Origin of the sequence: Bacillus inaquosorum, from assembly GCF_023238325.1 — a bacterium.
GTDB classification, from domain to species: domain Bacteria; phylum Bacillota; class Bacilli; order Bacillales; family Bacillaceae; genus Bacillus; species Bacillus inaquosorum.
Window position 1 is genome coordinate 3,174,907 of record NZ_CP096592.1, and the last position, 22,900, is coordinate 3,197,806.

The window sequence follows — 22,900 nt, forward strand, 5'->3', positions numbered from 1 at the left end:
AAGGTGACACTTCAAAAGGATAAAGTGATCAAATGGGTTCGGTTTACACCGCCTCAAGTGCTTGCAATCGGTTTTTTCCTTATCATTATCATCGGTTCTGGGCTGTTAATGCTTCCGATTTCTACAACGAAGCCATTGTCATGGATAGACGCCCTTTTTACTGCGGCTTCCGCTACAACCGTTACTGGGCTTGCAGTTGTCGACACCGGCACTCAATTTACACTTTTCGGGCAAACGGTCATCATGGGGCTGATTCAGATCGGCGGGCTTGGATTTATGACATTTGCCGTTTTGATCGTCATGATATTAGGAAAAAAAATCGGATTAAAAGAACGAATGCTTGTCCAGGAAGCCTTAAACCAGCCGACAATCGGCGGCGTCATAGGCCTTGTCAAAGTCCTGTTTCTGTTTTCGATTAGTATTGAATTGATAGCAGCACTCATTTTATCCATCCGGCTTGTGCCTCAGTATGGCTTGGCATCCGGCTTGTTTGCCAGTCTGTTTCACTCGATATCTGCTTTTAACAATGCCGGGTTTTCGTTGTGGCCGGATAATTTGATGAGCTACGTTGGCGATCCTACAGTGAACCTTGTGATTACTTTCTTATTTATTACAGGAGGGATCGGATTTACAGTTCTGTTTGACGTTATGAAACATCGGCGCTTTAAAGCCTTTTCTTTACATACGAAGCTCATGCTGACAGGAACGCTGATTCTGAATGCGATTGCTATGCTTGTGATCTTTATTTTAGAGTACAGCAACCCTGGCACGCTTGGCCACCTGCATGTAGGGGATAAACTGTGGGCTTCCTATTTTCAGGCAGTGACGCCGAGAACCGCAGGCTTCAATTCCCTCGATTTCGGAAGCATGAGAGAAGGAACAATTGTATTTACTTTATTATTGATGTTTATCGGAGCAGGAAGCGCCTCAACGGCGAGCGGCATTAAGCTGACTACGTTCATCGTGATTTTAACGTCTGTTATCGCTTATTTGCGAGGTAAAAAAGAAACGGTTATTTTCCGCCGTTCCATCAAATATCCGATTATCATTAAGGCTTTAGCTGTGAGCGTCACCAGTCTGTTCATCGTGTTTTTAGGAATTTTCGCCCTGACGATCACAGAACAAGCGCCCTTTATTCAAATTGTATTTGAAACCTTTTCCGCATTCGGAACTGTCGGTCTATCAATGGGATTGACTCCTGAACTCACAGCAGCAGGAAAATGTATTATTATTGTCATCATGTTCATCGGAAGAATTGGTCCTTTGACGTTCGTCTTTTCATTCGCGAGAACAGAGAAATCAAATATTCGTTACCCTGACGGCGAGGTATTTACGGGATGATAACAAAAAATCCGGCGATTTAGGCGCCGGATTTTTTTATGATTCGATATGAGATTGATTTTGTCTTTTTTCCTGCTCCGCAATGATTTCGTTATCTTCTGCGTTATCACGGGTCACTTTTTGTGTAAGAATCGCACCGACCGCTACAAGTATCATAACAGCAATGTAGTAGCCTTTTTCATTGAGTTCCAGGTTATCAGCATTATAGAGTCCGACACTAAACAAAAATACTCCCGCAAAAAAAGTGAAATAAGCTAATACTGTAAAAGCAACCGTGTTTCTCCGTCTATATTTCTGCACCTTTGTTCCCTCCTGAAAGCATAGTCAATAAGTGATAACTTCCGTGGAATATTATACCTCAAATTCCCCAGAATGGAACAAAGAATTAAAAATACCAGTAAAAAGGTCTCAGGTTGCTTCCTTTATTTCAACAGCTGAATCATCAATCCAGCCGATGAGTTTATCATTGATTTGAAATTGGTACCATACGGACTGGCCTTTCTGCTTTTTAGATACAACCTTTATGTCCTTGCCGACGTAAGATTGGGCAGATGTCAGTTTAATGGACCGTTCATCAGTAGAAGGCTTGGACCATACGTCTTGAACGGCACTGTCTTTGATAGAACCGTATAAATCCACTGATTTCAGGGATGGATTTACCTCATCGTACTCATCTAAATCGTATTTTTCTACAATAGCGCTGATTTTGTCAGCGTAGTCAGGGTCTGTAGCATATCCTGCTGTTTGCAAGGCAGTTGCCGCTTCCTTATAATCCTCAGCCTCAAGCACCGGTTTATACTTCTTTTTATTCCACGATGTGCCGCGGACAAACAATTGGGCGTGGTCATTCATAGATTCAAAAAACGTGCTGTATTTTCGAAACTTCGCGCGAATGGTTTTTCTTTTCCCTTTTTCAAATTCGTCCGTTTCCATCGTGACGTGATGGCCTTTATAATTTCCTTTTACGCCAAAAAGGTTGTTGGCCTGAGCAGCAAGCTCGCTGTTCCCCCAGTCAGATTCGAGAATGGCCTGAGCGATCGTGATGCTGGGGAGGACATGATATTTCTCATACAAAATTTGTGCATGTCCGGACAGGCTGTCAATAAATACTTGCTGTTCATCAATTTCTTCAGGTTCTTTGGATGTTTCAATCGGTTTTGATAAAGTTGTCGCTAATACAAACAGGGCTAGCGGAATCGATACAATGAAAAATAGTGAAATGAAGAGTCTACGTTTTTTCAGTTTTTTACGGGCCATGAAAACCTTCCTTCAAGTTAAAAGATTACGAATGTAAAAGAATCTACCTTTTAGAATTTTACTTGCACTTCTAATATTTTTCAATTCTTTAGGGATAAAGTTGTGAAAGGATTGCAAACAAAAAACCTTTTCCCTCAAGGAAAAGGTTTTGATCATATATCAAAATTCTGTTTAAACTTTCTGAGTGCATTACGATATTCTGTATCATGTATCACTTTATGTGATTTGACAGCAGCCTTTGACAGTCCATGTGCTGAAACGGCCGGTTTCGCTTTATCATGCGGTTTATGAGCCAGCTTGTGCCCCATACCTGTGGCGTTCATACAGAATGATAAGCAAACGAGCAGCACGCTCAGGACAAAAGAAATGAAAAAGAGATCATGATAAGCAGTCATCATAGAATCCTGCATCGTACCGCTTTGTCTGGCAGCATCTTTTTTCGTAAAGAAGCCGATGAGGATTGGAACTCCCATATAGACAAACAATCTTAAAAACTGAACAGCTGTCATTCTCTTGACCAAATCAGGCAGCGGGCCGCCCATAGCAGCTCCCATCAGCCCAGCGGCAACTGTCAGCCCTGTTCCAGCCGCAAGCATAATAAACAGCACTGCGAATATAGAGAGTGACGATTGATCCTGCATATGCAGCCATTGAAAATTCACAAACACGAGAATGAGGCCGCCGATAATACCGAGCATCCCTGGCCCGACTCTATCATAAAACAGTGCGCTCAAAATGGCCGCGATCGCCACTCCGATTAAAAGAGTCAAGTTTAAAAGAATGAGATGCTCCTGAGAAATATCATACATTTGACGGAGCAAGCCTTGAAAAGCAGCAAGGCTGACAGCTACCGTTATCGTCCCTGCAGCTATGATAAATAAGCCAAGCACCGGTTTTGGCAGCAGCATCAGTTTAATAGAAATAAAGGGGTTCTTCACTTTATATTCCACAATCAATAGAACAAGGAGCAAACATAACGTAATCCCGAAACCCGTCCATACATAACCTGATGAAAGCCCCCATTTTTGCAGAAAAATGAAAGTAACCGCTGAGGCTGCAGCAAGGCAAACAGATAAAAGGATTCCCGCACCATCTAGCGGCTGTTCTTGTTCTGCCGCCCCATGATGCTCATCATGAAGAAAGAAATAGCTCATCGCGACACCGATCAGTGACAGTGCGCCAAAGATAAAAAACAGCCATCTCCAGTGGCCGCAGCTTGTTGCAATTGTTCCTAGGATCGTACCGATGATAACAGAGCCATAAAATCCCCCGATCAGCACCAGCAGTGCATAATTCCTGCGGTCAATCGGAAATGACAGAACAAGCATAGGGATCATAATCATCAGCATGACGCCTGTAGCCGCTCCCTGTAAAAAGCGCCCTGCCGCCATCCATGCAATATCGCTCGAAAATGCGAAGAGCAGTGAGCCAAGTATAAAAACGGGTAATGAAGCCAAATAGATCGGACGGGCACCGAATTTTTTCCTCAGCAGCGGTCCTGCCGGCACTAATAAAGCAAAGGCCATATTGCCGATCAATATTGGATTTACTGAGGTGAAGTCACTTGTTCCAACCGTCTTCTGAACAAGGCCTTGAACTGACGACAACGCCGTGTTAGACATCAATCCCGGCCCGACCGCTAAAACGGCAAGCAAAGAAATCACCCAATAGTGTTTTGTCTTCATGTTGTCATTCCTTCCTATATGAATACATACGAAACACATCTTTTTTTGAAAACAAAAGAAGCTAATAGATTTTGCATGCCATTAGCTTTCATTCTAATTCTCTCCCCATCAGGGGACATGATATTATTTTATGATAATATGTGAATAAATGAGCATATACTCAAACATTATTCCAAACCGATGGTGTTTTGTCAATGGCGCAAATTTCAAGCACAAAACACGAACAGCTTTGCCCGGAGCCATAGGGCTCGAACTCCACTTCGTGAGCTTCCATAAGCGAGTCAATCAAAGTAAGCCATTTTAAAAGTGCATCGGAAAAACTTTCGCCTTCTTCTTAGGTAACGACGGCGCTTTTCCGTTCACTTTTTTATTAAAATTCGAATTAATAAACATGAATAAGTTGTTGGCCGCACATTTTTTTGTGTTCACTAGGCGTTTGCCGCCTCTAAATTGTATATAGGTAAATATCATGAATTAATCTGCGAAATACCTATGCTAGTCAATAAATGACCCGGGAGGCAAAAACGTATGGAACTGTATGAGTGTATCCAAAACATTTTTAGCGGCTTGAAAAATCCATCGGTTAAAGATTTGGAAACTTCTTTAAAACAAATTCCACACGCATCAACATTGAGTCAACCGTATATTAAGGAACCAGACCAGTACGCTTACGGCCGAAATGCAATCTTTAGAAACAACGAATTGGAAGTTATCGTTATTAACATTCCGCCACACAAGGAGACAGCAGTACACGATCATGGTCAATCCATTGGTTGCGCAATGGTGTTAGAAGGAAAACTTCTCAATTCTATTTATCGCTCAACCGGCGATCACGCGGAACTTTCCAATTCATACTTTGTCCACAAAGGAGAATGTCTTATTTCAACTAAAGGTTTAATTCACAAAATGTCCAATCCTGCTTCCGAACGAATGGTGTCTCTTCATGTTTACTCCCCCCCTTTGGAAGACATGACGGTCTTTGAGGAACAAAGTGGTGTATTGGAAAGTTCATGATTTACAGGTGAACCGCTCTACTTTGACTTAGGATCAACAGAAGGGGGCAGCGAATGATCCTTTTATTAAAAACAAAAAAACCCTTATAGAATAAGGGTTTAAAGGTATGGAGCCAAGGGGGCTCGAACCCCTGACCTCTACGCTGCCAGCGTAGCGCTCTCCCAGCTGAGCTATGGCCCCGTATGTAACGTCATGTTTATTATAGATGATTTTTTGTTGAAAAACAAGCTGTTTCCTCTTGAATGAACAGAAAAAATAAGGCTCCAAAAGAGCCTTATTTTTCGGTTTACATCATGATTAAAAGTAATATCACACCGAGGATGATTCGGTAGATTGCAAATGGGACGAGTTTGATTTTGTTGATCAGTTTTAAGAAGAAACGGACGACAAACAGTGCGACAACAAAGGCGCAGATAAAGCCGACGATGAAAAACGGCATCAGGTCCGAGCTTAAGCTGTCCCAATGCTTCACAAGGCTTAAAAAGCTCGCTCCCATCATGATCGGCATCGCCATAATAAACGTAAAGTCGGCTGCCGCGCGGTGGTTTAATCCGAGAATAACGCCCCCGGAGATGGTTGAACCTGAACGCGAGAAACCCGGCCAAAGGGCAAGACATTGGAATAAGCCGACCCCTATTGCCTGCTTATATGAAATGCGGTCGAGAGTGTCTGTCGCTGTTTTCCGTTTATTTACCCAATCAGCAAAAAGCATCAGGACTGCCCCGGCGATTAAACCGATGGCAACAGTTTTAACGGAAAATAAATATTCATCAATGTAATCCTCGAACAAAAAGCCGAGGACAGCTGCAGGCACGAGCCCGACAGCAATTTGCGCAATGCTTAATTTATGTCCCTGCTCCTGGTCGCTTGTAATATTCTTTTTTAAGCCGAGCAAATTCAAAATCCGGTCTTTAAACACGATCGCTACCGCTAAAATGGAGCCTAGCTGAATAACCACTTTGAATGAGTTGGCAGCTTCTTCTGACATCAGATCGCTTGATTTAAGCCAGATATCGTCTACTATGATCATATGTCCTGTCGAAGAAACCGGCGCGTACTCTGTTAATCCTTCTACGATTCCTAAAATGGCAGCTACAAACAATTCCCATAGAGTCATGATTTTGATTCTCCCCATTAGACATTTATTTTTTTACATAACGGGAGCTTTCCATAAATGGAAAGCCCGTCTTACATAACTATAAACGAAAATCACACTTTATGACCCGACGTATTTTCTTTTTTTTCTTCATCGTATAAGTGTGACTGCATTTTAAACCAGTCAAATAAATGTGTTGTAATGACTTTGGCAACTGCATAACCCGGAATTGCCAGAATGATTCCAACAACGCCAAACAGCTTGCCGGCTGTTAATAGCAGAAAAATAATCGTAATCGGGTGGATGTGAAGGTTTTTCCCCATAATTTGCGGAGAGATCAATTTCCCTTCAATCAGCTGAACAATGGTCCATACGATGACCAGCTTAAGCAGCATGAGCGGCGATGTCACTATGGCGATGATAATCGCTGGCGTAATGGCAATCGTCGGTCCTAAATATGGAACGATGCTTGTACAAGCCGCAATGACGGCTAGCAATGAAGCATAATCCAGCCCGATAATCAAATAACCGATAAACAGCAAAAACCCGATACAGAAGCTGACAATGATCTGGCCTCTGATATAAGAACTTAACCGATGATTCATTTCGCTTAAGACTGTATATGTCTGTTCTTTCAATCGAGTCGGCACAAACTTCAGTATGTAGACCGGCAATTTTCTTCCGTCTTTTAATAAATAGAAAAGAATAAACGGAACCGTGACGATCGAAATGATAATCTCAGTCAGTGCGCCGATAAAATTCCCAACGCCGGTAAAGGTGCTGTTCACAATCGTCGCCGCCTGATCTGAAATCTTTGTTGCGAGATCAGATATATTGATGTTCATCGTTTGCTGGGCCTGGTTTACGAAATTGCTGCCGATAAGCTGTTTCGTCTGATTTTCTACGATATCCACATATCTCGGGATGTTGTCAATCAAGCTCATAATTTGTTCTTTTAAAAAGGGGATGATGGACACGATCGTGATCGTGATCAGCCCGATAATCAATAGATATAACAGCAAAATAGAATAGATTCTTCTTATTCTTCTTCTCTCAAGGAAATCGACGACTGGGTTTAACAGATAAAACACAATACCCGTTAAAATAATCGGCAGTGAAATCGTTTTGAGAAGAACAATAATCGGGGTAAAAATGAATGATGTTTTTGTAAAAACAAGAATATTTAAACCAATCAGCAGCAGCACAAGCAAAAATAAAACAAACTTATTGTCCAAGAAGAATCGCTTGAATCTGCCGCTCCATGTTTGCAACGTCTCCACTATCGTTCCTCCGTCATACTTAGTTTAATTAAATTGTACACTATCGTCCCTATAATGAAAAATAATAACGGCTAATTGTTGGAAAAACTTCCTTGCTTTAAAGATGTGATTTGATCTATCATGTGCTTTTCTCCTTTTTAAGCTATAATTTAGCTATATCATACAAAAGGAGCGATAAGAGTGATACGTTTTGCAATAGTAGGAACCAACTGGATTACAGACCGCTTTCTCGAGTCAGCAGCGGAGATAGAAGATTTTCAGCTGACAGCCGTTTATTCAAGATCGGCTGAACGCGCTGCCGAGTTTGCCGCTAAACACGGTGCTGAGCACACCTTCTCAGATCTTCAGGAAATGGCGGCAAGCGATTGCTTTGATGCCGTATACATAGCCAGTCCGAATGCCCTTCACAAGGAACAAGCCGTTCTCTTTATGGACCATGGCAAGCATGTGCTTTGTGAGAAGCCGTTTGCTTCGAATACAAAAGAAACGGAAGAGATGATCTCAGCGGCTAAGGCAAACGGCGTTGTCCTCATGGAAGCGATGAAGACCACTTTCCTGCCGAATTTCAAAGAGCTGAAAAACCACTTACATAAAATCGGCACTGTCCGCAGATTTACCGCAAGCTACTGCCAGTACTCCTCACGGTATGACGCGTTCAGAAACGGCACCGTCTTGAATGCGTTTCAGCCTGAGCTTTCCAACGGATCATTAATGGATATCGGTGTCTATTGTATTTATCCTGCAGTCGTGCTGTTTGGTGAGCCGCAGAATGTGAAGGCGAACGGATATGCTTTGTCTTCCGGAGTGGATGGAGAAGGAACCGTCATTCTGTCTTACGACGGGTTCGAAGCCGTTTTGATGCATTCTAAAATCTCTACTTCTTATGCCCCGGCGGAAATCCAGGGTGAAGACGGAACGATTGTGATCGATACGATTCACCGGCCTGAACGAGTGGAAATCCGCTATCGCGACGGCCGCCTGGAAAACATCTCGATTCCTGATCCTAAACCGGCGATGTTCTACGAAGCAGAAGAATTTGTCACGCTCATAAAAGAGAAAAAGCAGGAATCGGAAGAAAATACATTTGAACGGTCTTTGATCACCGCCAAAATCATGGAAGAAGCAAGAAAGCAAATGGGGATTGTGTACCCTGCCGATCAAGCCTAAAAAATCCGCCCGCGTGCAAATGCCGCGGCGGATTTTTTATTAGACAATCGGAGTAGATGCATTCCTTTTTAAAAGCACCTTTTGTTCATACTCTTTTATGTCATGGAGCCATGCCTCTTTTACCGGCACGCCCATTTGTTCACAGTAGGAATCCCAGATGGCCCCGAAAGGATATGTTTTGAATTCCTCCATCAGCGCCAGCCTTTCTGTAAAGCGGCCCTCTTCCTGCAATTGTTTTAAATAGCCGTTCGGGAGAAGTAAGGCATACAATATAGCTTTGACCATATTTCTCGTTCCGATGGTCCAGGCGGCAACACGGTTAATGCTGGCATCGAAAAAATCGAGGCCGATAGCGACCTTCTCAAGTGCCTGATTGCGTACAATTTCAAGCGCGATTTCTCTCAATTCATCATCTAAAACCACAACATGGTCGCTATCCCAGCGAACGGGACGGGACACGTGCAAGGCGAGTTTATCTGTGTAAAGCAGCATGGACGAGATCTTATTTGATACCGTTTCAGTCGGGTGGTAATGGCCTGTATCAAGTAAACAAAGCTTATGATTCGTCAAAGCATAAGCTAGATAAAACTCATGAGATCCGACAACATATGATTCTGAACCAAGCCCGAACAGCTTGCTCTCGACTGAATCAAGATTGTGTTGTTCACTGATCTCCTCTGCGAAGATCCGATCCAGTGATTCTTTTAATCTTTTACGCGGTGTCAGCCTGTCACTTGGGATATCTTTATATCCGTCGGGAATCCAAATATTCGTCAAGCAAGGTGTGCCTAATTCTTTCCCGAAGTATTCCCCAATACGGCGGCACGCGATGCAATGCCTGATCCAATATTCCCTGATGGTCGGATCGGGGTGTGAAAGGGTGAGTCCGTCTGCCGCTTTCTCATGCGAAAACAAGGTAGGATTAAAATCTAAACCAAGACCGAGATCTTTTGCCCATTTCACCCAGTTTTCAAAATGCTGCGGCTTCAATTCGTCCCGTTCAGTCGCTTCCCCGTTTGTTTCTGCATATATCGCATGCAGGTTCACGCGGTGCTTTCCAGGAATGAGAGAAAGAGCCTTCTCCAAATCTCTTCTTAATTCTTCAGGGGTTTGCGCTTTTCCGGGATAATTGCCGGTCACATCAATTCCGCCTGAAAGCTCCCCCTTATTTACTTCAAAGCCTTCAATGTCGTCACCCTGCCAGCAGTGGATTGAAATGGGCACTTGTTCTAATTGCCGAAGCGCCTCTTCAACATCGATTCCCCATTTTTCATACGCCTGTTTTGCACTGTCATAATTGGCTTTTATGGTCATGCGTCTCTCTCCCTTTTTCAGTTTTTTAATCCAAATAAAAAACTTCCTTAAGATCTATTGAAACAGGACTGAAATCTGGATTGGTTTTCATTAATGGCGACATCGATTTCCACCACCTCTGGCAAACTTCTGTGTCCGCCATCTTTCTCCACTTCTCTTCATCCTCTATTTCTAAATAAGCAAAAAGCCTGCCTGTTTCTTCGTCTAAAAAAATGGAATAATGGTGCGCTCCATGAGCTTTAAGTGCTTCTGCCATTTCAGGCCAAATGTCATCATGCCGCTGTTTGTATTCCTCGTACTTGTCTTGATGGACAAACATGATACTGGCTTTTCTTTTCACACCTAATCACCTCTTCACCTTTTAGATAGCGCTTTCAAAACAGTTTGCCGAAATGACTGAATGATCGTGCTTCTGTCAATGTCTTTAGGTGTAAACACTTTGATCGGAAAGGAATTTCTGACGGCTTGCCGGGCTTCTTTTATGTCTTTGACTTCTTTGGCAGCAATCATTTGCATTAGTATATTTCCGATGGCGGTTGCCTCTATGGGCCCTGCGTATACCGCTTTTCCGCTCATGTCTGCCGTTAATTGATTTAAGAAATCATTCCGGGCTCCGCCGCCAATGATATGAAGCTGCTGAATCGATTTTCCTGTGATCGTTTCCAGCTCTTTGATGGCTATCGCATAGATGATGGCTAAATTGCTGTAGATGCAGCAGGCAAGTTCGCCTGCAGTGCGGGGAATCTTCTGGCGGGTTTCTCTGCAATAATGTTGTATTTCCTCTATCATGCTGTCTGGATTCAGGAAACGTTCATCATTTAAGTTTATAAACTGCAGGAATGGTTTTGTTTTTCGGGCTTCTTCTGCAAGCTGCTGGAAAGAGTAATCTGCTTGTAATTGCTGTCTTACTTCTTGTATCACCCACATGCCGATGATGTTTTTGAGAAAGCGAATGGTGTTGTTTGCGCCCCGTTCATTCGTATAGTTGTTTTTTAAAGCCAGATCAGTTAATATCGGCGTTTTGTTTTCAACCCCGATTAACGACCATGTTCCGCTGCTGATATACGCCCAGCTATCGTTTACACCTGGAGCCGCGATGACGGCCGAGGCAGTATCATGCGTTGCGACTGTTATCACCTTGCAAGCCGGCAGATCATAATCCGGGAACCAATCATTTCTCAGCATGCCGAGCTCACGCCCCGGTTCAGTCAGCGGCGCAAATTGATGTTCCTGAACAGACACGGCTTTAAGCAATTCAGGATCAAGCTTTCCAGTTGAGACGTTTAAAAGCTGTGTTGTGGATGCATTTGTAATTTCCGTTACGGCTTTTCCGGTTAAACAATAGCCTAAATAATCAGGAACCATAATAATTTTGTCTGTTGTTTTCAGCAGCTCACGGTCTTCTTCATACAATTGATAAATCGTGTTAAAAGGCTGAAATTGTATTCCTGTTTTTTGATAGATTGTGTCTTTTGACAGGGTGTGTTCCAGTTTATCTATTGTGTGTTCTGTTCTTTTATCCCGGTAGGACATCACTTCCTGCAAACGATTGCCTTTGTCGTCCAGTAAGACATAATCAACTGCCCATGTATCAATGCCTAAGGTGCAGCGTTCATACCCAAGCGCTTTCACCTTTTGCAGTCCTTGCAGGATTTGTTTTAGCAAATGATCGATATCCCAAAAACAATGTCCGTCTCTTTGAATGAAGCCGTTAGCGAATCTGTGAATCTCTTGTACTTCAAGCTTCCCTTCCTTCAGTTCACCTACCATGACTCTCCCGCTTGATGCGCCTATATCAATGGCAGTATATATCATTCTTTCACCCTCTCTTCGGAAGGGGAACAGCTGTCACGTTCACCTTTTTGTCTTCAAGAGCTTTTACCGATACCGGATCAAGTCCGGAATCAGTAATAAGGCGGCTGATATCTTGCAGCGAGGCGATATGTGAAAACTCGCGGTTCCCCCATTTGCTTGAATCGGCCATCAAAATGGTCTGATCAGACCTTTCGATCATCCGTTTTTTGAGCAGTGCCTGCCACTCGTTTGAGTCGCTCATCCCGTTGTTTAAGTCAAATCCTTTACATGACAGAAAGGTTTTGTTGACATGGTAGGTCTCAAGTGAACGCTCTGCTAACGGGCCGGCAAACGATAATGATTTTGCCAGCAAAATGCCGCCTGTTGAAATGACTGATATGTTTTCTTTATTGCTGAGTTCAATGGCTGCCTTCATTGAGTTTGTAATGACGGTGAGCTCAATATCAGGGAGTATTTTCGCCATGTACCAGGCGGTGGTGCTTGCATCGAGAATGATTCGGTCTCCGCTCTTTACATATTTGACTGCTTCGTGAGCGATGGCTTTTTTTTCTATGACATTTGTGATTTCCCGTTCAGAAAAATGAACTTCTGATTCCTGCTGCTGAATACTGACCGCTCCTCCGTGGCTTCGGCTCAGTTTATGTTCTTTCTCAAGCTTCTCAAGATCGCGCCGAATGGTTTCTTCTGTGACAGAAAATATGTCACTTAATTCGGATACGCGGATGCTTGAACGCATATTCACTATTTCTACTATTTTTTGCTGCCGTTCTGCTACTAGCATCGGTAACGCCCTTCCTCATATCGTAATCCGTCTTGTTATTTTTATCATAGCATACTTCTAACGCGTGAAAGCAGCAGGGACGCCGCCGTCTACCGTGATCATGCAGCCCGTTGTTTTTTCGGCTTTAGAAGAAGCAAAAAATGCGATGGCTTCGGCAATATCCTGCGGGTAAATATTGACGAGCAACGCCGTGCGTTTCCGGTAATGTTCCTCAAGCTGATCTGGTTCAATCCCGTATGCTGCGGCCCGTTCCTCCCGCCAGCTTGATCCCCAGATAGCCGATCCTTGAAGAACCGCATCCGGCAAAACGGAGTTTACCCGAATGCCGTATTCTCCTCCTTCAGCTGCGATACACCTTGCCAAATGGGTTTCAAGCGCTTTTACAGAGCTGTAGGCAGATGCGTTTTTACCCGCATAAACTGAATTTTTTGATCCGACAAATACCATGCTTCCGCCTCTGTTTTGCTGTTTCATTTGTTTAAACGCTTCACGGGCCACAAGGAAATAGCCTGTTCCTAATACATTCATATTAAGATTCCATTCTTTTAGACTTGTTTCGTCAAATGGGCTTGATGTGGCCAGCCCGGCATTATTGACGACGATATCAATGCCGCCGTAAGCAAGCGCCGCTTGTTCAAAGGCTGACTGTACTTCTTCTTCCTTTGTCACATCCATTTTGACAGCCATTGCCCGTCCTTCTCCATATGCATCGTTTATTTCCCCGGCAATTTTCTGTGCACCTTCTATATTAAGATCTGCTGCGATCACGTGCCCTCCTTCATCTGCAAAGCGGCGGCATGCTGCACTGCCTATTCCGCCGGCTCCTCCTGTTATCAACGCTACTTTACGGGAAAATTCTGCTTCCGGCGGGGCCAGCGTGAGCTTGTATAATTCTAGCGGCCAATATTCGACATGGTAGGATTCATTTTCATTTAAAGAAACAAAGTGCCCAAGAGCTGTTGACCCTTTCATAACAGCGATGGCCCTCCGATATAAAGCGCCGCTTACTTTAGACATGGCGTAACTTTTTCCCGTATTCACCATTCCGATGCCAGGAATCAATATTACCCGCGGGGCTGATTCAAAGATTTGGTCCCCCTCCTGCTGATTGCGTGTAAAGTAAGCCTGATATTCTGATGTAAAACGTTCGACTCCTGATTTGATCAGATCCGCCAGCTTATGCACATCTTGAGTTTTCGGATTCCACTCAATGTACAGCGGAACCCGCTTTGTGTGAACAAGATGATCCGGACATGCCGCACCGATTTGCGAAAGCGCTGGCGCTTGGACACTGTTGACAAATTCTAAGACGTCATCATGATCATCATAGGAAAGGATCATTTTCTTTTCTTCACTGACAGCTCCTCTAATCACAGGCATGATGGCTGCTAAGATTTGTTTTCTTTGATCCTCCGGCAGCGGCTGATATCTTTTGCCTCCGAATATCTCATGTTGATTGATACGATCGTTAATATATTGCTCAGCTTCTTGAATGATGGATATCGTTTTTTCATAACATGTTTCAGACGTCTCGCCCCAAGTGACTAATCCGTGTTTCTCCATTAACACAAGCTCTGCGTTGGGATTGTTCGCTACGCCTTCAGCGATCATTTTAGATAAAGTAAATCCAGGGCGTACGTATGGCACCCATACAAACCGGTTTCCGTAAATGTCTTCAGCGATTTGTTTTCCATTATCAGCGCAGCAAATGCTGATAATCGCATCGGGGTGGGTATGGTCAACGTGATTGTATGGCAGAAAAGCGTGTAGCAGCGTTTCAATTGAAGGGCGGGGATGCTTGCTGTCAATCATACAATGAGACAAGTAGTCTACCATTTCTTCATCTGACATGTGGTCCCTTTCGATCAGCGGGCGGATGTCATCTAATCTCAAACCGGTAAAGTTATGCGCTCTCATTGTTGCCAGATCAGAACCGCTTCCTTTCACCCACATGACTTCTGTTTCACGGCCTCTGAAATCCTTTTCCGTTGTTTTCATAGACGTATTCCCGCCGCCCCAGTTGCAGACAGTGCGATCTGACCCGATCAGATTGGACCTGTACACCAATTCCTCTACGCCTTTTTGCAGCTGTGCAGCATGATCTGAATCCCATACATGTTTCACCATATTTGATATTCCTCCGTCCCCTTTTTATTTGTATCCGTTTTCATTATATATGATCTTTGTTTGTTTTTGAATTATTTTTGTTTATTTTGTTTTAATAAAAAAAGAAAGCGGCAGGATATGCCGCTTTCTCTTTCCATTACGATTCAATTTTAAATTTCTTCGTGATGTCCTGAAGTTCTTCCGCCATGTTTGCCAACGTTTCAGCTGAAGAGCTGATTTCTTCCATGGACGCAAGCTGTTCTTCCGCCGAAGCTGCGATGTCTTGAATGCCTGCAGAGCTTTCTTTCGCCACTGCAGAAATGTCTTCAACCGCACTTGACACTTCTTGTGATCCGTCTGACAGCTGTTCCACCGTCGCGTTCAGGTTTTGCAATTCGCCGGAAATTTGAGTTGTCATCTCATAGATTTGTTTAAAGCTTTCCGCTGTTTGGTCAGTAATCTGCAAGCCTTCCTTCACTTCATGATTCACGGATTGGAACATCGCAAGTGAAGTGCTGATTTCTCTGACAATTTCTTGAATTAACCCTTCAATTTCCTTAGCTGAGTCTGCTGATTGTACGGCAAGTTTTCTAACCTCTTCCGCTACTACTGAGAAGCCTCTTCCGTATTCTCCCGCTCTTGCCGCCTCAATCGCAGCATTTAATGCCAGCAGGTTGGTTTGATCAGCAATACCGTTAATCACATTTAAGATGCTTGTGATGTCTTGCGATTTTGTTTCTAGACCTTTCACAACCGCTTCCGCTTTTTGAACGGATTGGTCGATTGTTTTCATTTGGCCGACTGTGTGTTCAACCAGTTTCTCTCCGCTGCCCGCTGCCTCAGAGGACTGGATCGATGATTTCGTAATCGTTGAAGAGGCCTGAGCCACTTTTGAAATCCCGTGGTTCATTTGAGAAAGATGGTTTGAGCTTGTTTCCAGTTTCTCGCTTTGCGCCTCATTGCCATCTGAGAACTGTTCGATGGCGAGTGTAATGTGTTCAGTTGCTTTGCTTGTTTGGGCTGCGCTTGCCGTCAGCTCTTCAGAAGATGATGCCACGTTTTCTACAGACGTTTGAATGACACCAATAACAGAACGCAATGATGCAGACATTTCGTTAAAGCTTTCGCCAAGCTGGCCGAACTCGTTTTTCGAGTGAATGTCAATGACTTCTGTGAGATCCCCGCTGCTGATTTTCGCGGATGTAGAAACCAGTTTTCTTAACGGCTTGGTGATGGCCCGGATAATAAAGAGAATGAGTATGCCGCCGATCGCAATTGACACGCATAGAATGATAACCGCTGTGTTCAGTACCGGACTTGAAGCATCTTGCAATTCACTGACAAAGTATGTGCCCGCGATTTTCCAGCCTGTCAGTTTATTAGTCGTGAAGGCCATTTTCTTTTCTTTGCCTTCGAAGATATATTCAAATGAGCCGTCTTCTTTGGAATATACTTGGTTTGTCCAGTTGCCTGATCCTGTTGTCCCAGGCTTAATCGTCGGATGGGCGATATATTTTTTGTTGCCTGTTGTAATAAATGCAAAGCCATTTTTGCCGATTTTGATTCTCTGTGAAGCAGTAAGCACTTCATCCAGATTTAAATCAAGTGCTATGACTCCTGAGCCGTCTTTTATTTGTTTTGAAATTGTGACAACCATATCCCCTGTTGCTTCATCAGTATACGGTTCTGAGAAAACAGCCTGTCCTTTTTTCGCAACGGCTTGTTTGTACCAGTCACGTCCTGTCGGATCGAAGCCTTTAGGGACACCGCTATCCGGATATTTGTAAAGCTTCTTACTTTCGGAAGCCGCATAGATTGCTCCTACATCGTCGTTTAGTGTCGTGTACTGCTTAAGTTTCTCTTTCAGTAAGGTTTTGTTTTTGCCTTGTAATATGTCTTTATCGATTGTCTCACTATAATAATCTATTGCTTTCACTTTATCTTCCAGTTTATTTTGCAGCGTACTGTTGAGCTCTTCAACATTTCCCTTCGCACTGTTTATCAGCTCTCTGTCTAACGCGTTCCAAGCTGATTGATAACTGAAATATGCTAAAACCCCAACCGGCAAAATAAGCACTGCCAGAAATGCAGCGATAAGCGGTTTGCTGATCGATGGCTGTTTGATCCATTTTATAAATTTTCCCATTCTTGCTGACTCCTCCTTTAAGCTAAATCTAATATCGTCAAACTAGGATAAAAGGTTTAATAAAAAAACTAAAAAAAACACCCAAGCGTACAGGCTTGGGTGTTTGGGCTCATTATTCGATTTTAAATCGTTTGGTCATGTCGCGAAGCTCTTCCGCCATAGACGAAAGGGTTTCTGCTGACGAGCTGATTTCTTCCATGGAAGCAAGCTGCTCTTCGGCTGATGCCGCGATATCTTGGATATGAGCTGAACTTTCTTTTGAAATCGATGCAATGTGCTCGGATGCTCCCGAAACTTCCTCAGAGCTCGCAGAAAGCTGCTGAACCGTCGCACTCATATTTTGCAGTTCGCCGGCGATTTGGTTCGTCATTTCAGAAATGCGTTTAAAGCTCATTTCTGTTTTATCTGTGATATCAAGGCCTGTCTGCACCTCTTGATTGACAGACTGGAACATGCCGAGAGATGTATTGATTTCCTTCACAATCTCGATGATTAATCCTTCAATCTCTTTTGCTGAATCTGCTGATTGAACTGCCAGCTTTCTCACTTCTTCCGCTACAACGGAGAAGCCGCGGCCGTACTCGCCTGCGCGCGCCGCTTCAATCGCTGCGTTTAGGGCAAGCAGGTTCGTCTGATCTGCGATACCGTTAATTACACGCAAAATATTGGTGATATCTTTCGACTTCGTTTCCAATCCGCGTACGACTTGTTCTGCTTCTTTAACGGACTTGTCAATGACGTTCATTTGGCCGACGGTTTGATGAACAAGCTTGCCGCCTTCACTTGCAATTTCTGTCGATTGAACAGATGAATCTGTAATCACTTCAGAAGCTTGAGCCATATTCGTCAAGCCGTCATTCATTTGATAAATGTGCTCTGCTGCAGTTTCAATGTTTTCGTTTTGTTTTTCATTGCCGTTAGAAAACTGCTCAATCGCCAATGTAATGTGCTCTGTTGCCTTGCTCGTTTGCGCTGCTGATGCGGTCAGCTCCTCAGAGGAAGCCGCAACATTGTCTACCGAATCCTGGATGGCGTGTATGAGAGAACGAAGTGACGACGCCATATTGTTGAAGCTTTTGCCGAGTTCGCCCAATTCATCTTTTGAACGGATATCAATGGTTTCCGTCAAGTCTCCCTCGCTGATCCGCTTAGAGGAACCGACGAGCTGTTTCAGCGGCGTTGTAATCGACCGAATGATCAATGTCATGACGATAATCCCTATGATAATAGCTGCTGCCAAGACAATTAAAGCAATGTGAAGGACAGGCTGGGCTGCCTCATGAATTTCGTCAAGATACATGGTCCCACCGATTTTCCATCCCGTTAACTTGTTTGTGTCAAAGGCCATTTTTTTCTTATCGCCGTTCATCGTGTATTGAAAATCGCCTTTATCCGCATTTAGCACCTTGTCGAGCCAGTCACCCTTCAATTCAGTTCCTGAGGTTTCATTAGGATGGGCGACAACCTTTTTGTCCTTCGTCATGATAAATGCGTAGCCTTGTTTGCCAATGTTGACTTTTTTGGTTGTTTTCAGCAGGTTTTCAATCGTCATGTTGATTGCGATAACGCCTGAACCATCTTTTGTCTGTTGGGCGATTGTCACAACCATTGTATTTGTAGAAGCGGTTTTATAAGGGTCAGTCACAACAACTTTACCTTTATTCGCAACCGCTTTTTTGTACCAGTCGCGTTCAACCGGATTATAGCCGCTCGGCATCGGAAGATCCGGGTAACGGGTGAAGCGCCCGTTTTTGTCACTTGTATAAATGGATTCTACATCTTTATGAATGCTGATATATTGTGAGAATTTCTCTTTTATGCTTGCATTGCTTTTTGCTTTATATCTCTCTTTTGTCAGCCATTCGCTGAAGTAAGCGGCGCTGTTTTCTTTTTCACCGATGCTGGTGTTAATAATTTCGTTTAATTGCTGTACATTTTCCAATGCGCTCCCCATCATCTGTCTGTCGAGTGAGCTGCTTGCCGATTGATAAGCAATGGCTGCCAATATGACAACCGGTATGATGAGGATCGACAGAAAGGAAACGAGAAGTTTCCGTGTAATTGATCTTTGTTTTATGAGTTGGAGTATTTTTTTCATCATTCATTTCTCCTTTTTTATGCTACCCTTCATATCGGCAGGAAATGGGTAAATATATACAGTAAAAAAGAAGAAATTTAACAAAAGTAACTAATTCCCCATAAATAGATAGTTATTTAGTCCTATTATCTATCCACCTTAAATCGTTTTGTCAGATCACGGAGCTCTTCAGACATTCTTTCAAGCGTCTGTGCAGATGAACTGATCTCCTCCATGGATGCCAGCTGTTCCTCAGCAGAAGCGGCGATATCTTGGATGCCGTCCGAGATTTCTTTAGAAATGGCCGTGATATCATTTGAAGCAGCGGAAATTTCTTGAGCTCCCGCTGACAGTTCCTCAACCGTCGCATTCATGTTTTGCAGTTCGGAAGCAATTTGATTGGTCATGTGCGATATATGTTTGAAGCTTTGTTTTGTTTCATCCGTCATGACAAGCCCTGTTTCAACTTCTTTGTTTACGAACCTTCTTTCAATCATTCACAAATTATATCAGCGGACCTTCCTTTATATTACATTGAAAATGAAAGTAAAAATGAAAAACAGTTCTAAAATCACCGAATGCACTAGGTCTTTGTTATGAATTCCTTATAAAAAAACAGCGCCTTGATAAGCGCTGTTTTTTTATGCTTTTATTCAATTTTAAATTGCTTTGTCAGATCACGAAGCTCTTCTGCCATCTGCGCAAGGGTGGTCGCTGATGAACTGATTTCTTCCATTGAGGCAAGCTGCTCCTCGGCTGAGGCAGCAATGTCTTGGATGCTTGCCGAGCTTTCTTTCGACACATCGGCAATGCCGCTGACTGCTGCTGAAACATGCTGTGAACGGTCTGACAGCTGTTCGACTGTTGAATTCATCGTCTGCAATTTGCCTGCGATTTCGTTTGTCATGCTGAAAATGCTCTGGAAGCTTTCTTTTGTATTGTCTGTGACAACAAGTCCAGACTGTACTTCCTGATTCACTGCTTTAAACATATGAAGAGAGGTTTCGATTTCTGCTACGATTTCTTGGATCAGCTTTTCGATTTCTTTTGCTGAATCAGCAGATTGAACAGCCAGTTTGCGCACTTCCTCCGCTACGACAGAGAAGCCGCGGCCTGATTCTCCGGCACGCGCCGCTTCAATGGCTGCGTTTAATGCCAGCAGATTTGTTTGGTCAGCGATGCCGTTAATGACTCTCAAAATGCTTGTGATGTCTTTTGATTTTCCTTCTAAGCCTTTGACTACAGCTTCAGCCTGCTGAACTGATTGATTAATTGAGTTCATCTGTCCGACTGTCTGCTGGACAAACTTTTCACCCGTTCCGGCGATTTCTGTTGATTGGATAGACGCCTTTGTAATATCTGATGATGTTTGTGAGACTTGCTGGAGCCCTTCATTCATTAAATTCAGCTGATGAGAGCTGGAATCCACCTTTTCGCTTTGCTCCTCGTTTCCGTTTGAGAACTGCTCAATCGCCATCGTGATATGCTCGGTGGCTTTACTTGTCTGTCCGGCAGATGCGGTAAGCTGTTCGGACGATGCGGCCACATTGTTCACCGAGTCCTGGATAGTGCTGATCAGTGAGCGGAGAGATTGTGCCATTCCATTGAAGCTTTCCCCTAGCTCTCCAAGCTCATCCTTCGAACGGATTTCGATCGTTTCTGTCAGATCTCCGCTGCTGATTGTTTTCGATGATTGAACGAGACGTTTTAACGGTTTTGTAATCGAACGAACGATAAACAGAATTAAAAGCCCGCCTGCCGCAATGGAAGCGATCAGCACGATCATGCCTGTTATCAAAACAGACTTTGAGGCATCCTTGATTTCACTCATATACATTGTGCCGGCAATTTTCCACCCAGTCAGTTCATTTGTTGTATAGGTCATCTTTTTATCTTCGTTACCCAGAGTGTACTGGAGTTCACCGCTGTCATTGGCATACATTTTGGCAACCCACTCTCCTGACAGCTTTTCTCCAGCCTTATGGTCCTGGTGGGCAACATAGGTTTTGTTTTTCGTTGCAATGAAAACATAGCCTTCTTTTCCGACCTTGATTTGTTTCATCTGTTCTAACAATTTATCAATGGTAATATCCATGGCGACAACGCCAGATCCGTCCTTCAGCTGCTGGGCAATAGTAATGACCATGCTTCCGTCATTCGCTGCCACGTAAGGATCTGTCACTACAATTTCACCGCCGGCCTTCATCGCATCTTGATACCAAGGGCGCTGCCTCGGATCGTATCCATCCGGCAATTGTTCTTTCGGCGCTTGTACATAATTGCCGTTTTCTGCGCCTCCATAAATTCTGGCTACTCCTTGATTAATCGAGACATATTGTGAAAACTTAGCCTTGAGCTCTTCTTGATTAGACTTTCCTTTGAACGCGGAGCTTTTAAGAGATTCACTGAAAAAGGTAACTGCTTTCGCTTTTGCTCCCAGATCATTTGTAACGGTTGTATTAAATGTATCTACACTGTTTTTCGCATTTCCCATAATTTCCTGATCCAGCTTTCCGCTGGCGCTTCGGTAAGAACTAAATTCCAATATAAGAATAGGGATAATGAGAATTGCAATAAATGAGACGATTAATTTCCTTGAAATAGACGGTTTCTTCAGCCAGTTGATAAAAGTCTTCATGTCCAGTTTCTCCTTCGAGTTTGATACAGTATATATCGGCTGCTTAAAAAAGTTTTAAAATAAAAAATGGAAGAAGTTCTTTTTCGGCTGCCTTCTGTTTTTTTAAACTTTCATTGCCCAAGCCCTTTGCATATCTTATAAAAAACAAGGGGGGCTAAAGATGATTATTGTATCCGGACAATTGCTCCGTCCCCAAGATATTGAAAACTGGAAGATTGATAAGAATTTGAATCCGCTGTTAAAAGAGATGATTGAGACGCCCGTTCAGTTTGATTATCATTCAATTGCTGAACTGATGTTTGAGCTGAACCTGCGGATGAATATCGTTGCAGCAGCAAAAACGCTGCACAAAAGCGGAGCGAAGTTTGCCACTTTTTTGAAAACATATGGGAATACAAAGTATTGGAGGGTTTCACCGGAAGGCGCGTTGGAACTGAAATATAGAATGCCGCCTTCAAAAGCCATTCGGGATATTGCAGAAAATGGCCCGTTTTATGCGTTTGAATGTGCGACCGCAATTGTTGTTATTTATTATCTGGCCTTGATTGATACAATCGGGGAAAAAAAATTTGATGCCAACTTTGACAGAATTATTTTATATGACTGGCATTATGAGAAATTGCCGATATATACGGAAACAGGACATCACTTTTTCCTCGGAGATTGTTTGTATTTTAAGAATCCTGAATTCGATCCGCAAAAAGCGCAGTGGAGAGGCGAAAATGTGATTTTACTGGGAGAAGATAAATATTTTGCCCATGGCCTTGGAATCTTAAGCGGACAGCAAATTATCGATAAGCTGAATTCTTTTAGAAGAAAGGGAGCCGTACAGCCAGCCTACCTTATGTCTCAGGCGACCAGATTGGATGTTCCGTCTCTTTACCGCATCGTCCGCTAAAAGCCCCATCGCCTATTTCCGGGACGATGGGGTTTCAAATGCTTTTCGTTTTCGATAAAAAGGGGCTGTGCCAAAATACTGGTTCGCAGCCCATTCCATTTTTTCGAGGTCATTTCTTGTCACGATTGGATCTAAGCTGCTCCATTTAATAAAACGGACAAAATAGTACCCTTTGATAGGAGCCATTGTAACTTTTGAGTGAGGCCAGCCTTCAAATACAAACTCAATTTTCCCTCTTTTTTTATAAGAATATTGAAGAATGTTCATCATCTGTCACCTCTGTTT

General features: G+C 43.4%; 18 protein-coding genes, 1 tRNA gene and 2 pseudogenes. 4 read left to right on the forward strand and 17 right to left on the reverse strand.

Annotated elements, in window-relative coordinates:
* The first annotated feature begins 3 nt into the window (after nt 1–3).
* A complete protein-coding gene (gene ktrB, locus M1M80_RS16150) occupies nt 4–1,341 on the forward strand; it encodes a Ktr system potassium transporter KtrB (RefSeq protein ID WP_060399358.1) in 1,338 nt (445 codons plus the stop codon).
* 36 nt (nt 1,342–1,377) lie between these two features.
* Here the strand turns inward: ktrB and M1M80_RS16155 are convergent, their stop codons facing one another.
* The 3 genes from M1M80_RS16155 to M1M80_RS16165 all read right to left on the reverse strand — a co-directional run bounded on the left by M1M80_RS16155 (nt 1,378) and on the right by M1M80_RS16165 (nt 4,283).
* Nucleotides 1,378–1,641, reverse strand: a complete 264-nt coding sequence (locus M1M80_RS16155) for a YiaA/YiaB family inner membrane protein (protein WP_003242249.1) — start codon at nt 1,639–1,641, stop codon at nt 1,378–1,380.
* A gap of 108 nt (nt 1,642–1,749) precedes the next feature.
* Nucleotides 1,750–2,598, reverse strand: a complete 849-nt coding sequence (lytG, locus tag M1M80_RS16160; protein ID WP_060399359.1) for an exo-glucosaminidase LytG — start codon at nt 2,596–2,598, stop codon at nt 1,750–1,752.
* A 152-nt stretch (nt 2,599–2,750) separates the two neighbouring features.
* Nucleotides 2,751–4,283: an MFS transporter gene (locus tag M1M80_RS16165; RefSeq protein ID WP_060399360.1), complete on the reverse strand. Its 1,533-nt coding sequence runs from the start codon at nt 4,281–4,283 to the stop codon at nt 2,751–2,753.
* 528 nt (nt 4,284–4,811) lie between these two features.
* Here M1M80_RS16165 and M1M80_RS16170 point away from each other — a divergent pair.
* Nucleotides 4,812–5,297, forward strand: coding sequence for a cysteine dioxygenase (locus M1M80_RS16170; RefSeq protein ID WP_032732386.1), 486 nt, complete (start codon nt 4,812–4,814; stop codon nt 5,295–5,297).
* A gap of 107 nt (nt 5,298–5,404) precedes the next feature.
* On the opposite strand, the gene M1M80_RS16175 is transcribed toward M1M80_RS16170, so the two are convergent.
* From M1M80_RS16175 to M1M80_RS16185, 3 genes are all read right to left on the reverse strand, one after another.
* A tRNA-Ala gene (locus M1M80_RS16175) sits at nt 5,405–5,477 on the reverse strand.
* 106 nt (nt 5,478–5,583) lie between these two features.
* A complete protein-coding gene (locus M1M80_RS16180; protein WP_003242240.1) occupies nt 5,584–6,414 on the reverse strand; it encodes an undecaprenyl-diphosphate phosphatase in 831 nt (276 codons plus the stop codon).
* 92 nt (nt 6,415–6,506) lie between these two features.
* The gene (locus M1M80_RS16185; RefSeq protein ID WP_060399361.1) at nt 6,507–7,673 is read right to left on the reverse strand and encodes an AI-2E family transporter; all 1,167 of its coding nucleotides are present in this window, start codon (nt 7,671–7,673) and stop codon (nt 6,507–6,509) included.
* Between the two features lie 180 nt (nt 7,674–7,853).
* Here M1M80_RS16185 and iolU point away from each other — a divergent pair, with 180 nt between their 5' ends.
* Nucleotides 7,854–8,840 (forward strand): scyllo-inositol 2-dehydrogenase, encoded by a 987-nt coding sequence (iolU, locus tag M1M80_RS16190; protein ID WP_003242236.1) that lies wholly within the window; start codon nt 7,854–7,856, stop codon nt 8,838–8,840.
* A gap of 39 nt (nt 8,841–8,879) precedes the next feature.
* Here the strand turns inward: iolU and rhaA are convergent, their stop codons facing one another.
* The 10 genes and pseudogenes from rhaA to mcpB form a co-directional block, all read right to left on the reverse strand.
* Complete coding sequence (gene rhaA / locus M1M80_RS16195) at nt 8,880–10,154, reverse strand: L-rhamnose isomerase (RefSeq protein WP_060399362.1); 1,275 nt, start codon at nt 10,152–10,154, stop codon at nt 8,880–8,882.
* Between the two features lie 25 nt (nt 10,155–10,179).
* A complete protein-coding gene (gene rhaM / locus M1M80_RS16200) occupies nt 10,180–10,494 on the reverse strand; it encodes an L-rhamnose mutarotase (protein WP_060399363.1) in 315 nt (104 codons plus the stop codon).
* A 14-nt stretch (nt 10,495–10,508) separates the two neighbouring features.
* The gene (rhaB, locus tag M1M80_RS16205; RefSeq protein WP_060399364.1) at nt 10,509–11,969 is read right to left on the reverse strand and encodes a rhamnulokinase; all 1,461 of its coding nucleotides are present in this window, start codon (nt 11,967–11,969) and stop codon (nt 10,509–10,511) included.
* 4 nt (nt 11,970–11,973) lie between these two features.
* The gene (gene rhaR / locus M1M80_RS16210; RefSeq protein WP_060399365.1) at nt 11,974–12,750 is read right to left on the reverse strand and encodes a rhamnose catabolism operon transcriptional regulator RhaR; all 777 of its coding nucleotides are present in this window, start codon (nt 12,748–12,750) and stop codon (nt 11,974–11,976) included.
* A gap of 57 nt (nt 12,751–12,807) precedes the next feature.
* The gene (locus tag M1M80_RS16215; RefSeq protein WP_060399366.1) at nt 12,808–14,877 is read right to left on the reverse strand and encodes a bifunctional rhamnulose-1-phosphate aldolase/short-chain dehydrogenase; all 2,070 of its coding nucleotides are present in this window, start codon (nt 14,875–14,877) and stop codon (nt 12,808–12,810) included.
* Nucleotides 14,878–15,013: 136 nt separating this feature from the next.
* Nucleotides 15,014–17,002: a methyl-accepting chemotaxis protein gene (locus tag M1M80_RS16220; protein ID WP_060399367.1), complete on the reverse strand. Its 1,989-nt coding sequence runs from the start codon at nt 17,000–17,002 to the stop codon at nt 15,014–15,016.
* 112 nt (nt 17,003–17,114) lie between these two features.
* Nucleotides 17,115–18,065 (reverse strand): methyl-accepting chemotaxis protein, encoded by a 951-nt coding sequence (locus tag M1M80_RS21735; protein WP_369877620.1) that lies wholly within the window; start codon nt 18,063–18,065, stop codon nt 17,115–17,117.
* A pseudogene (locus M1M80_RS21740) lies at nt 18,060–19,103 on the reverse strand (cache domain-containing protein); the annotation flags it as partial. The gene M1M80_RS21735 and the pseudogene M1M80_RS21740, both read right to left, overlap by 6 nt.
* 122 nt (nt 19,104–19,225) lie before the next feature.
* Nucleotides 19,226–19,558, reverse strand: a pseudogene (locus M1M80_RS16230) (methyl-accepting chemotaxis protein); the annotation flags it as partial.
* 170 nt (nt 19,559–19,728) lie between these two features.
* Nucleotides 19,729–21,717, reverse strand: a complete 1,989-nt coding sequence (mcpB, locus tag M1M80_RS16235; RefSeq protein ID WP_060399370.1) for a methyl-accepting chemotaxis protein McpB — start codon at nt 21,715–21,717, stop codon at nt 19,729–19,731.
* A 160-nt stretch (nt 21,718–21,877) separates the two neighbouring features.
* Here mcpB and M1M80_RS16240 point away from each other — a divergent pair, with 160 nt between their 5' ends.
* Nucleotides 21,878–22,615, forward strand: a complete 738-nt coding sequence (locus M1M80_RS16240; protein WP_003242213.1) for a protein-glutamine gamma-glutamyltransferase — start codon at nt 21,878–21,880, stop codon at nt 22,613–22,615.
* 12 nt (nt 22,616–22,627) lie between these two features.
* Here M1M80_RS16240 and M1M80_RS16245 read toward each other — a convergent pair whose 3' ends face one another.
* Nucleotides 22,628–22,882, reverse strand: coding sequence for a hypothetical protein (locus M1M80_RS16245; RefSeq protein WP_003242211.1), 255 nt, complete (start codon nt 22,880–22,882; stop codon nt 22,628–22,630).
* Nucleotides 22,883–22,900: the final 18 nt, after the last annotated feature.